Source organism: Ignavibacteria bacterium, assembly GCA_017302895.1.
Taxonomy (GTDB): Bacteria; Bacteroidota; Ignavibacteria; order Ignavibacteriales; family Ignavibacteriaceae; genus UTCHB3.
On the sequence record JAFLBV010000001.1, the window covers coordinates 1,218,259 to 1,230,158 of the forward strand.

The window sequence follows — 11,900 nt, forward strand, 5'->3', positions numbered from 1 at the left end:
ATGGGAAAGTTTATTTTGGACGGACAGGAGATAGATTTTAAGCCGGGGCAAACGATAATTGAGGCGGCCAAGGAAGTCGGAGTGGATATACCCCACTTCTGCTGGCACCCTTCACTTACCGTATCCGGCAACTGTCGTGTTTGTTTAGTCGAAGTTGAAAGAATGCCAAAGCTCGCGATTGCATGTGCAACACAAGCTGCTGAAGGTATGGTTGTACATACAGAATCCACGAAAGCCCTCTCCGCCCGTCAGGCTGTTATGGAGTTCCTGCTTATAAATCACCCGCTTGATTGTCCTATTTGTGACGAAGCCGGTGAGTGTAAGTTGCAGGACTACACCTACAGTCACAGCATCGGTGAAAGCCGGTTCACGGAAGAAAAACAGCACAAAGAAAAAAGGGTTCCTTTGGGACCTTATGTGATGTTTGATGGTGACCGTTGTATCTCATGCTCGCGTTGCATCAGATTCTGTGATGAAATTGCCGGGGAAACCCAGCTCACCTTTGTAAACAGGGGTGACAGGGTTACAATTCAAACCTACCCCGGAAAAGAACTTGATAATCCGTATTCATTGAATGTTACAGATATCTGTCCTGTAGGTGCCCTTACAAACAGGGACTTCAGATTCAAATCGAGAGTCTGGGATATGTCGAATACTTCCTCGGTCTGTCCGGGGTGTTCGAGAGGATGTAATGTTGATGTGTGGGTCAGAAGTAATGAAATATTAAGACTTACCCCTCGTCAGAATGATGATGTAAACAGCTATTGGATGTGCGACAACGGTCGTTTGAATACCTGGAAAAATGTGAACGCTGAAGACAGAGTCGACGGTTGCCACATCAAGAGGGAAGCCGGCTTGAGTAAAGCAACCTGGGATGAGGCACTGTCGAAGGCGGCATCCGATCTTCACAGCTACAAACCGGGCGAAATGGCTCTTATCGGCTCAGGGAGAATTACGGTAGAGGATAATTTTATTCTTTCCAAAGTGGCAAATCACCTCCATTGCAATAATCTTGATTTCCCGAGACATATAATTCCCGGCAGCGGTGACGACATCCTGATACGCGATGAAAAATCACCGAATGATATTGGTGCCCTGAAGGCTGGTGTAAAACCTGTTAAAGATGGATTGAATCTGGAAGGTATTCTGAAGGCCATCAACGAGAAAAAAGTAAAAGCTCTGGTTGTGGTTGAAGAGGATCTCGCATCCTTCGATTCTGCATGGGCAGAGGCATTGAAGAAACTCGAACTTTTGATTGTGATAGCTTCCAATTTTAATGCAACCACGGCACATGCCGATGTTGTTTTCCCTGCAGCCACCTGGACAGAAAAGAATGGTGTATTCGTTAATTTCCAAAACAGAGCACAGCGAATCCGTCCTGCGGTTACCACTGAACAAATGGATCGCAGTCTTGACGGTCTTGCAATGAGCCGACTCGATAAGTTTGGAACGAAATATGACCGTTGGGGCAACTACAAAAAATATGATGCCAAACCGTCGTGGAAGATACTTCTTGATCTCGGTCATTTGCTCGGATTAAAAGGCAAATTCGAAATGGCAGAGGATGTCTGGGAAGAATTTACAAAGCATCACCCCGGGTTCCACGGCATCACATATGATGACCTTGGAGAAACGGGAATTACAGTTGATAAAGAATTACTTAAAGTTTAAAGAAGAGACAGATTAAATGGAATCTTGGATAATTGCCGGCATTGCATTGGTAAAAGTGCTTATAATAGCAAATATCATGCTGCTAACGGTTTCTTATTTGGTTTATTTTGAACGGAAAATATCTGCCTGGGCACAGAGCAGGGTTGGTCCCAACAGAGTAGGACCCGCAGGGCTTCTCCAGCCATTTGCCGATGTGTTCAAACTCCTTCTGAAAGAGGATATTGTTCCCGATCAGGCAAATAAACCGATACACACACTGGCACCATTTCTCGCACTTTTTGTAGCATTTGCCACATACGCGGTCATTCCGATCGGGCCTGATGTGGAGATGTTCGGCAGGACGATAAACCTTTCGGTAGTCTCGAACATCAACGCCGGGATTCTTTATGTACTTGCACTCACATCAATCGGTGTGTATGCAATCACTATGTCAGGTTGGTCTTCAGGATCAAAATATTCACTTATTGGTGGAATCAGATCTTCCGCACAGATGATTTCGTATGAAATATCGATGGGATTCTCAATTGCGGGTGTTCTGATTTTTTCGGAATCACTTTTGCCTCAGAAGATCGTGGAATCACAGGCAGGATTGATGTGGAATGCATTTATTCAACCGATTGGCTTTATCACATTCGTTACATCGGCTTTTGCTGAGACGAACAGACTTCCCTTCGATCTTCCCGAAGCTGAACCTGAACTGGTTGGCGGTTTCCATACCGAATATTCCAGCATGAAGTTTGCGGCATTTTTCCTTGCAGAGTATGCAAACATGATAATTGCATCAGCACTTATCGTTACCCTGTACCTCGGTGGATGGCAGGTTCCGTATATTGAAAAACTCGGTCTGTCGGCAGGAGTTCAGGCATTGTTGCAGGTAGGTGCATTCTTCATAAAAATGGGAGCACTTCTCTTCTTTTTCATCTGGGTCAGGTGGAGTCTTCCCCGCTTCCGTTATGATCAACTCATGAATATCGGTTGGAAAGTTATGTTCCCGCTTTCACTTCTGAATGTGCTTTGGGCAGCAGTTTTAGCAATGATTCTCAATTAGGATATCGATATGGCAGTTAAGAAACGAATGAAAGATTTTACATTGATGGAGAAGATATATCTTCCATCAATAGCGGCTGGTTTGGCAATCACACTCAAAAACATGTTCAAACCAAAATATACAATGGAGTATCCCGAAGTTAAGTTTATGCCTTCCGGTCACTACAGAGGACGCCCCGTTCTGGTGGAAGAAGAGGACAAAACAGAAAGATGTGTAGCCTGCGGACTCTGTTCACGCGTATGCCCCGCTCTTGCTATCGAAGTGCAGGCAGCCGAAACTGACAGGGAAAAGGAAAGATACCCCGAAAAATTTGAAATAAACATGCTCCGCTGTATCTTCTGCGGTCTGTGCGAAGAGGTTTGCCCGGAAGAAGCCATCGTAATGAGCAAGGAATATGAAATAGCCTTTACCAGCCGTGAAGACGCCATCTACGGTAAAGACAAACTCCTCACCCCTATCTCAGAACTTCAGGAAAGAATAGAGTTTTTACGAGGAAACAAATAGTTTTTTAGCTGTGAACTATGAAGTATGAGCTATGAGCTAAATTGAAAAAAAGAGGCTGTCTCAAAAGAGGCGGCCTTTTCTGTTTTCATGCTCTCAACGATGCTTTTTATCCTGGTCCGCGTGGCAATATATGGATAGAATCGGGCGGCAAACCCCAAGTAAGCCCTCCGGGCGACATATGGATAGAATCGGGCGGCAAACCCCAAGTAAGCCCTCCGGGCAATATATGGATAGAATCGGGCGGCAAACCCCAAGTAAGCCCTCCGGGCGACATATGGATAGAATCGGGTGACGAACCCCAAGTAAGCCCTCCGGGCGACATATGGATAGAATCGGGCGGCAAACCCCAAGAAAGCCCTCTGGGCGACATATGGATGAAATCCAGGTAACCAACCCCAATTTTACCAAATGGTAAGAAAACATTTGTTGAAGAAAAATATATTATTTCGGAAAAAGTGGGGTAATTTCAAAAGAAAATATCTGATTGAAGTATGAATATTTACCCATATGTCGCCACAAGGGCTCTCTTGGGACTCGGAGATTTTCTCTACCCATATGTCGCCACAAGGGCTATATTATTTCAGCTCATAGCTCATAGATCATAGTTCATAGCTAAAAAGTTATGTTCGCTTTAATAAAGAGGTTTCTCCCCGGTTCTCCTTTGATCAGGCCACGGTTGGTGGCTAGGTGATTGAAATATGAGCGATCGAGGAGATTATCCACACCGACGGTCAATCTGATTTCGCCATAGGGGAGTTTGAACGGTTTGGAAGAAATGTTTAGATTGACCAGACCATAACCGGGTGTCCGCTTTTCAGCAGCCGCAATTTTATTCTGGTCTGCAACACCCGTCAACTCGACTGATGCGTCCGCAAATTCCACTGCTTTTATCCTAAGACCAATCGTGGCATTATCTGCCGGGATGAAAGGGAGGTCCTCGGTTTTCTTTGAATCCTCACCTCTTACTGCGGAAGCATTTCCGTAAAGAATCACTTCCTTCAACAGTTTCAATTCGAATGCAAGGTCGAAACCAAAGATTTTTGCCGCTCCGAAATTAACCATTTGCGTGGCAGGTCTTCCCTGAAATGTGTATCCGGGTTGTTCCACAACGAGGTTTGTGAGTGTGTTAAGGTAAAAGTTTGCTTTAAACATCGCTCCCGATGAATAAAACCGGTATCCGAGATCGTAAAACCAGCCTTCTTCCGGATCGAGGGCAGGATTGCCGAGTTTAACCAGACCGCCAAGGTCGAGAAACTGAAACCTCTCCTCGAGCGAAGGGGAGCGGAAAGACTTCCCAAAGTTGAAACTCACCTGTTGCTCTCTCGTTATTTTGTAGAGGGAGGCGATGTTCAAGCTCCAGGAAAAATTGTTTTCATCTTTTGCTTCCCACAAAATCTTTTTAGACGGAGGATTGTTGTTCACCACTCCGTTCACCGAAACATACTCGGGATTGTAGGATCTTTCGCTTTTGATATTGATTAAATCAAATCTGCCGCCAATGGCAATATTCAAATTCTGAGCGATATTGTCTATTTCATTTTGAAAGAAGATACCACCACTTCTGAATTTGGAGATCGGGACAGGTCTTTCACCGGTAATGGTTGTGGTGTCCTTTGTTCTGTTTTGGGTGATGCGTTGTCTTCTGCTGTCCATTTCCCTTTGCCAGGCATCGACACCAAGTACAAATCTGTAGTTGCTGTTGAAGAGCCAGTTTGAGACTGCCTGAATGCCATCGCTCACATGGTCAGCATACGGGAGCAACCTGGCGGTTGGAAGTACAACCTCGGCGTCTCTAACTATCAGTTGATGCCAGTATTTAACGCTGACATTTGAAAGAATGGATGATATTTCGGAGAATTTGTATTCGGCTGAGTACATCTCCCGTTTTGCAGTGGGATAGCGGGCAATCGCTGCTGCTGGGAAAGCGGAGCCACCCGGAAGTCCGATGTCGTCGCCACCATATCTCTGATAATTCAATTCAAATTCATGGTTCAGAAGAGGTTTAAAACCGAACGATGCACTAAGGCTGTTATCGTGATAGTGACTGTTGGAGATGACTCCATCTGGTGTTTCAGTAGCAGAAGCCCCCCTGAATGAACCCCGGATCTTCGCAAACCAGTTGTTTGCCCCGGTGTTGAAGGAAAGGCTCGTTCCCGAACCCTTGTTCACACTGTTGAAAAAACCACCGATGGAACCGGTATAATAAAAGTTGTCCCTGAATTTCCGGTTTTGGGTGATTACATTTACGATACCTCCCAGGGCTCCTGTACCATACATCGATGATGCAGCACCTTTTATTATCTCCACTCTCTCGATATCGAACTGGTCAATCATTGACATTCGTGCGCTCAGTTCAGTAGCTGTTTCAAGTCGGTTTCCGTCAACCATCAGCACGATACCTGTCCCCCTGATTCCTCTAACGGAGATATCGGTAGCCCAGACTCCATCACGGGTGAGAGCGACACCGGGCTCCTCCTTAAGGAACTCGGCAAGACTCAATTTGCTGTTGTTGTCGATTTCACTTTTTTCGATGATGCCGAGTGGATATGGTGACTCCTGCAGGGAGGAAACATACCGTGGACTGGTTACCGTAACTTCACCGAGATGTATTGCAACAGGTGTCATCAAAATATCGGCGGTCACCGAACCGGAGTTGTTGACCGACACATCCATATACAAAGGGGAATAACCGGCAAGCAGAAATCGAAGTGTCACCGTTTCAGTTTTTGGCAGGTTTAATTCGAAATAGCCTGTCTTGTCGGAATAAGTGCTTTTTTGGAAACTTACAGAATAAACGAGGACATTATCCAGGGGATTCAATGTTTTTTCGTCTGTTATTTTTCCTGAGATCTTTATATTCTGTGCAAACATTGAAGTAGTAAGCAGCAGAAAGACTACAATTATTTTCATCCGGGCTTCACTAAATAAATCAAAAATACATCTGATATATATTAAAACGGGATGCAAAAAACAACTTTTGGTACGCCTGAATCGGGCAAATTTCAAGAAAAAAGAAAAATAACCCGATATGGGATAAAGAATCCCGAAACATTAGTAAATAATTGTTAAATATTTTTGAAAAAATAGCTAAATTCGCCCTTTAACCCTGATTATTTATTCAGAAAATTGAACAACCATACAGGCATGCAAAACCCGGTAGACAAATGAATTGTTTAATAGTTGATGACGAGGAAATTTCGCGGAAGATTCTTGAGAAGTTCGTTGCTCAGACTGAGAATCTCGAACTTGCGGGTTCCTTCTCCAATGCCATAGATGCTGTAAAAGTATTAAAAGATCAGGAAATTGATCTGGTTTTTCTTGACATTGAAATGCCCGAGATGACCGGCATTGAAATGATAGAAACCCTGAAAGAGAGTCCCCAGATAATATTTGTTACCGCAAAAGAGAATTATGCTGTCGAAGCTTTTGAGCACAATGTAACTGACTATCTTCTGAAGCCGATAAGTTATGCAAGATTTTTGAAATCGGTCGATAAAGCCATTGAAATATACAACAAATATGCCGAGGGGACGGCGCCCGGCTACATTTTTGTAAAGGTTGATTCAAGACTTTTGCGACTCAATCTGGCTGACATAAATTTTATAGAAGCCAAAGGTGATTACATCCAGTTGCACACACAAACAGGAAAGCATCTGATTTATTCAACGATGAAGCACATAGAGGCTAAACTTCCGAAGAAAGAATTCGTAAGAGTCCACAGATCATTTATTGTCAGGATCGACAGAATCGCCGACATTACGGAAAACAATCTTATGGTTGATAAAAACATCATTCCGATTGGGGCGATGTATAAAAATGATCTTTTAAAGAAACTTAACATATTATAAAAAGGAAAAAGAGAGAGATGAAAAGAGAAATACACGGATGGTGGAGCCCGCGACTGGAGAAGAACATGGAAATTGTTGTATACGGGCACTGGGGCATTCCGTTGCTGATGTTCCCTACAGCCGGTGCGGATTTCCTTGAGTATGAAAGATTTCAACTGATAAATGCTATTTCACCCTACATCGAATCGGGAAAAATCAAGGTATTCTCGATAAACAGCATTAACAACGAGAGCTGGTTGAACAATTCGATGATGCCACACCATAAAGCCCTCAGGCACATGACATACAACTACTATGTGACAGATGAAGTGGTGCCATTTATCCACTCAAACTGCGGTGGTCTGCAACCCATCATGCTGACGGGTGCCTCACTCGGAGCACTTCATGCAGCAAACATCTTTTTCAGAAGACCTGACCTGTTTGCCGGTACGATTCCGATGAGTGGTTATTATGATTTGAAAGCTTACACAAAAGGGCACTACGATGAGAATGTTTATTTCAATTCCCCGGTCGATTATCTCTCAAACCTGAATGACGAGAATCTGTTAAATCAGATGCGTCACAACAAGAGGATAATAATTGCTACAGGTCAAGGAGAATATGAGGCTCCTCAGGGGTCAATCAATCTTTCCAACATTCTTCGGAGTAAAGGGATACCGCATGAACTTGAGATTTGGGGACACGACATGCCACACGACTGGCCTACATGGAGAAAAATGCTGCCATACTTTGTAAGCAGACTTTGATTTTCCGGTCAGATCTCAATAAATTTATTGAGAAACAGGTTACCCGCCGGGCCTGAAAAGGCAGGATTGAAAACCACACCCATATAATTCCCCTTTTTGAATGCAGCAGGAATCTCATTGTGATCAGTGAGAACTGCTGCGTTAAATTCATTCGATGAGGGGAGAAACAGCTTTTCGAAATACAACCCGTCCAGAGTCACAGCATCCATAAAGATCACATTATCGCAAATATCCGCACTTAGTTTTGCTGGAAGTGATGGAACTACAGAAGGAACAGCAAGTGACAGCGGAAAAAACCCAAGTCCGGCTTTGCCTGTCTCGTGAGTGTTTTCACACATTATCGAGAATCCGTTGCCGATCCCCAAAACCGGCTTCTTTATCATGCGAAGCATTGAAAACAGATTCAGTAGATGGAGCCTTTTGATTGCTTTCTTCAGGTCGTGACAATCGGGGAGGATGATTTTTTCAGCTGAAAGTATTTCGCTTTCAACAGATGTAAATTTGAGGTTTACCCCAAGCTTCTCCAGTTGCCAGAGAAGATATTCGGGTCTCTCGCCGTAATCAATAATTGCTGTCATCGGTTCATGTATGAATTAAAATAATAAAGGACGCGGATACACCTGAGTGCGTCCGCGTCCCGTGAAAAGAAATATTACTATTTCAGAAGCTGCATTTTTCTTGTTTCTTTATACAATTTGCCATCAACAGAAGTAGCAGTGATTGTATAAATATAGCTTCCGCTCGAAAGATTTGATGCATTGAAATTCAACTGATGTGAACCGGCTGCGAAATCTTTGTCAGCAATCTTTGTAACTTCAGAACCCATCATGTCATAAACTGTGATGTTAACTCTGGAAGCTGCGGGGAGAGAGAATTTAATTGTTGTTGAAGGGTTGAACGGGTTTGGATAGTTCTGCTGTAAAGCAAAAGAATTCACGCCGGCAACATCCACTTCGATAATGTTTGAATAAGCAAATTCACCATTCAGGTCAATCTGACGGAGTCTGTAGTAGACAGTTCCGGTTAGAGCCGGGTTGTCAACAAATTTGTAAACCTGTTTGTCAGTTGTTGAACCGGCACCTTTTACAAAGCCAATCTTGTTGAATGTAAGTCCGTCTGTTGATCTTTCAACTTCGAAACCGAGGTTGTTGGTTTCGGTGGCTGTTGTCCAGTCAAGAACTACGGCTTCACCTGTCTGAAGAGCTGTAAATGAAGTCAGTTCCACAGGAAGTGAAATCGAAGCTTCGTGAGCACCTTTGTAAGGGAACATTGCGTTTCTTGGATTGCCGTCGATATCAAACTTTACCTCAGGCATCGGCATTCCTCTTAAATCCCAGTCACCATTTGAAGCACCTGTCAGGTGTAGGTCGGTGTTGGATACAAAATTGACCATTTTGTAGATCGATTGGGGATCCTGTGAAGTTGTGGTTTTCCAGTCGTTCAAAGTGGCAACGGCTGCACTTCCATAATAACCGAATGATGAACCGATACCTGCGAGGTAATAGGCATTCCAGTTAAAATTGATAATATTGGTGGCGCTTGCGGTCATCGGGAAGTGGATCAAATATGAAGTTGGGGTACTGTTTCCCTGATGGAAAATGTTGTTTCCAACATTCATTGTGGCATCTGAGTTTAGTTCGTAACCGATGCATGCATTGATACCTGTGGTTGCAGGAGCATCAATTCTGAAAGAGTTGTGACCGATATTGATGATTCCGTTCCATGTTGCGGAGCCAAAAACGATTCCGTAATATCTGTTGGCTGTGGAAACACCTGAATTTGTGAAGTTTGGAGCAATAAAGTTGTTTGCAACATTTATAACACCGGTATTACCGTAAACAACAATTGCACCGGCGAATCTGTTTGCAGCGGTATTCACGGCAATTTTGGGGAATTTGTTGTTTGCTATAACAGTAGTATCGTTGGTTACACTTCCTGTAAGATAAACACCTGCATAGAAAGTACGGTCTCTTGGATCAGAGATTATGATGGTGTTACCAACATAGTAATTCTTTGCGATGTAGAAGGTTGTTATGGCTCTTCTGCCTGCATATATGTCGCATCCCTGAATGGTTCCGGTTACGGGTGAAGTAGGATCATTTCCCCACATTCCAATACCTGATTCGAATGAAGAAGCGTCACTTCCTATCTGGCAGTTGGAGATAAGAATGTTGTCAGGGCACTGACCGACTGTACCGATTGAACCGTCAACCGCGATACCTGCAGTGTTTAAGGTTCTCGAGCTGTTTACATTAAGAATCTTAACATTCTGAATGGTTATAAAGTCTGAATTGTCCTGAACTTCGAGAGCCCATCTTCCTGTTGCGAGGTTTGCCTCGAATGTAAGGTCTCTTGTACCGTCAGCGTTGTTTCCATTCGAACCGTCAATGGTTACATAGCTTGAGTTGAGTATTGTAAAAAACTCATTCGAAGCATTTACACCTGTAAGAGTAACAACCGGCTGTTTTGTGGCAGCAGGTTTGATTACCAGTCTGTTTGTTGCAGTAAAGGTGGTGTTGTTTATGAAGCAATGAGCGGTTTCGGTGAGGTTACCGTCGATGATAAAGGTTACCACGCCGTTGGCACCATTTGTTGAAATAGCGGCGCATGCAGCAGAAAGGGATGCGTAACCTTGTGGATTTGCACCCTGAGGGATATAATATGTTCCCGAAAGTGCCTGTGCATTTAGTGCACCAAGCCCAAGGAACAACAGAAATAACGACAATTTTGTGATGATATGTTTCATGGTTTCTCCATTTTTGTTTGTATCCAATGATTAGATAAACAGCATCTAAAATTAATCATTAGAAGGGAGACTACAAAACATTTAGCTGTTGATTAAAGAATCAGGCTGAGAGGGATGTGTAATAAAGAAAGCGGAGGTTGAAATGGTTTGCCAACTCTCCGCCACTATGGGATATCTTGTTTTATAACTGCTATCAGGCTGTTATTTTACCAAAAATGATACCGTATTATTGCCTGAAGGAATTTTGTTTGCGAGAAGTGCAGACAGGGAGTATTTACCACCGCCGGTAAAGAAGAGGGTGCCAAAGACTGTCAGGTAGAGCAGCGCCATCTCTTTTTTCTGAAAAGGATCAGCCCCATGCGCAATAAATGCAGCGACAGCCATCGTGATTATGAGTGGAATTGCAACTGTTCTCGTAAAAAGCCCAAGTACGATAAAAATTGCCATAAAGAATTCTGCTGACATTGCGAGGAAGAAGCTCGCTTTCATGCCAATTCCAAGGAAATCGAGAAATTTTATTTCCTCCCCTGAAAAGTAGTTTAAAAATTTACCATAGCCATGACCGAATGCCATGAAGCCGCCAGCAAAAATTCTGAGAATAAGTATTCCGAGATCGTTCATTTTTTATTCCTGTATTGAAGTTATGTGAATTATATGTTATAACATGTAATTTTATAAAAGAGTTCCTTCAATATAGACAAAAGAAAGTAAACGGTTACATTATTTTACAAAGGTTTACCTGACGGTGGCACATGTTACAATTTTGAGGAGTAACTTGAACTCAGAGTTTAACAATAATTTCAATCACAAACGACCGGGAGACAGCAATGAAAACTTTAACCAGCACCATCGTTGTAGTTTTAATGCTCATTGCAGCAACACCTGAGATTAAATCTCAGAGTACAGATCGAATCAATTTGAATTCGATCACATCGTTAAAGAACGGTATCACATCAAATAACGCAGGCTTGAGAAAAAGCTCGATTTATATGGCCGGTCTCTACGAAGTAAAGGAAGTCGCTCCACTTCTTGCAGAAGAGATGAAAAAGGAACTTGATCCCTCAACTAAAATCCTGATAGCCCTTTCTCTCTTTAAAACAGGTGATGAAAATTTCTTTGGAACCATCGAGACAATGGCAAAAATGGAGAAGGATGACGAGGCACGCAGAATGATGTATGCCATCACAGAGCAAATCAAAATGGACAGAACATATTCAGTGCCCGCAGAGTAAAAAGAAGATATTTCGCATAAATCATTACCCCTTCGCATTACCTCAATAATGCAAAGCCCGGTGCCGCCCCCTAAAAAAGGGCGGTTTTTTATTTTAAAGGACGCA

Annotated in this window: 10 protein-coding genes; 6 read left to right on the forward strand and 4 right to left on the reverse strand. The window is 43.2% G+C overall.

What is annotated here, in order from left to right; all coding sequences use genetic code 11:
• Genes J0L60_04710 through J0L60_04720 form a run of 3 tightly spaced genes read left to right on the forward strand, consistent with a single transcriptional unit; the run spans position 1 to position 3,223 of the window.
• On the forward strand, positions 1 to 1,671 hold the full coding sequence (locus J0L60_04710; GenBank protein MBN8545417.1) for a (2Fe-2S)-binding protein: 1,671 nt from the start codon (positions 1 to 3) through the stop codon (positions 1,669 to 1,671).
• A 16-nt stretch (positions 1,672 to 1,687) separates the two neighbouring features.
• Positions 1,688 to 2,719, forward strand: a complete 1,032-nt coding sequence (gene nuoH / locus J0L60_04715; protein ID MBN8545418.1) for an NADH-quinone oxidoreductase subunit NuoH — start codon at positions 1,688 to 1,690, stop codon at positions 2,717 to 2,719.
• Positions 2,720 to 2,728: 9 nt separating this feature from the next.
• Entirely contained in the window at positions 2,729 to 3,223 is a 495-nt protein-coding gene (locus tag J0L60_04720) for an NADH-quinone oxidoreductase subunit I (GenBank protein MBN8545419.1), read from the forward strand.
• Between the two features lie 612 nt (positions 3,224 to 3,835).
• Here J0L60_04720 and J0L60_04725 read toward each other — a convergent pair.
• Entirely contained in the window at positions 3,836 to 6,133 is a 2,298-nt protein-coding gene (locus J0L60_04725) for a TonB-dependent receptor (protein MBN8545420.1), read from the reverse strand.
• Between the two features lie 254 nt (positions 6,134 to 6,387).
• Between J0L60_04725 and J0L60_04730 the strand changes: the two genes are divergently transcribed.
• Entirely contained in the window at positions 6,388 to 7,071 is a 684-nt protein-coding gene (locus J0L60_04730; GenBank protein MBN8545421.1) for a response regulator transcription factor, read from the forward strand.
• Between the two features lie 17 nt (positions 7,072 to 7,088).
• Positions 7,089 to 7,817 carry an esterase family protein gene (locus J0L60_04735; GenBank protein MBN8545422.1) on the forward strand — a complete coding sequence of 243 codons (729 nt, stop codon included), beginning with the start codon at positions 7,089 to 7,091 and terminating at the stop codon, positions 7,815 to 7,817.
• An 8-nt stretch (positions 7,818 to 7,825) separates the two neighbouring features.
• Here J0L60_04735 and J0L60_04740 read toward each other — a convergent pair whose 3' ends face one another.
• The 3 genes from J0L60_04740 to J0L60_04750 form a co-directional block, all read right to left on the reverse strand.
• The gene (locus J0L60_04740) at positions 7,826 to 8,395 is read right to left on the reverse strand and encodes a hypothetical protein (GenBank protein MBN8545423.1); all 570 of its coding nucleotides are present in this window, start codon (positions 8,393 to 8,395) and stop codon (positions 7,826 to 7,828) included.
• A 77-nt stretch (positions 8,396 to 8,472) separates the two neighbouring features.
• Positions 8,473 to 10,563 (reverse strand): T9SS type A sorting domain-containing protein, encoded by a 2,091-nt coding sequence (locus tag J0L60_04745; protein MBN8545424.1) that lies wholly within the window; start codon positions 10,561 to 10,563, stop codon positions 8,473 to 8,475.
• Positions 10,564 to 10,764: 201 nt separating this feature from the next.
• Positions 10,765 to 11,184, reverse strand: coding sequence for a DoxX family protein (locus tag J0L60_04750; protein MBN8545425.1), 420 nt, complete (start codon positions 11,182 to 11,184; stop codon positions 10,765 to 10,767).
• Between the two features lie 206 nt (positions 11,185 to 11,390).
• On the opposite strand from J0L60_04750, the gene J0L60_04755 reads away from it, so the two are divergent.
• Complete coding sequence (locus J0L60_04755; GenBank protein MBN8545426.1) at positions 11,391 to 11,795, forward strand: hypothetical protein; 405 nt, start codon at positions 11,391 to 11,393, stop codon at positions 11,793 to 11,795.
• Positions 11,796 to 11,900 lie beyond the last annotated feature (105 nt).

What these genes read in the sequence shown, in the direction of transcription:
- J0L60_04710 (MBN8545417.1), top strand. Translation starts at nt 1, where the DNA reads ATGGGAAAGTTTATTTTGGACGGACAGGAGATAGATTTTAAGCCGGGG.
- nuoH (MBN8545418.1), top strand. Translation starts at nt 1,688, where the DNA reads ATGGAATCTTGGATAATTGCCGGCATTGCATTGGTAAAAGTGCTTATA.
- J0L60_04720 (MBN8545419.1), top strand. Translation starts at nt 2,729, where the DNA reads ATGGCAGTTAAGAAACGAATGAAAGATTTTACATTGATGGAGAAGATA.
- J0L60_04725 (MBN8545420.1), bottom strand. Translation starts at nt 6,133, where the DNA reads ATGAAAATAATTGTAGTCTTTCTGCTGCTTACTACTTCAATGTTTGCA.
- J0L60_04730 (MBN8545421.1), top strand. Translation starts at nt 6,388, where the DNA reads ATGAATTGTTTAATAGTTGATGACGAGGAAATTTCGCGGAAGATTCTT.
- J0L60_04735 (MBN8545422.1), top strand. Translation starts at nt 7,089, where the DNA reads ATGAAAAGAGAAATACACGGATGGTGGAGCCCGCGACTGGAGAAGAAC.
- J0L60_04740 (MBN8545423.1), bottom strand. Translation starts at nt 8,395, where the DNA reads ATGACAGCAATTATTGATTACGGCGAGAGACCCGAATATCTTCTCTGG.
- J0L60_04745 (MBN8545424.1), bottom strand. Translation starts at nt 10,563, where the DNA reads ATGAAACATATCATCACAAAATTGTCGTTATTTCTGTTGTTCCTTGGG.
- J0L60_04750 (MBN8545425.1), bottom strand. Translation starts at nt 11,184, where the DNA reads ATGAACGATCTCGGAATACTTATTCTCAGAATTTTTGCTGGCGGCTTC.
- J0L60_04755 (MBN8545426.1), top strand. Translation starts at nt 11,391, where the DNA reads ATGAAAACTTTAACCAGCACCATCGTTGTAGTTTTAATGCTCATTGCA.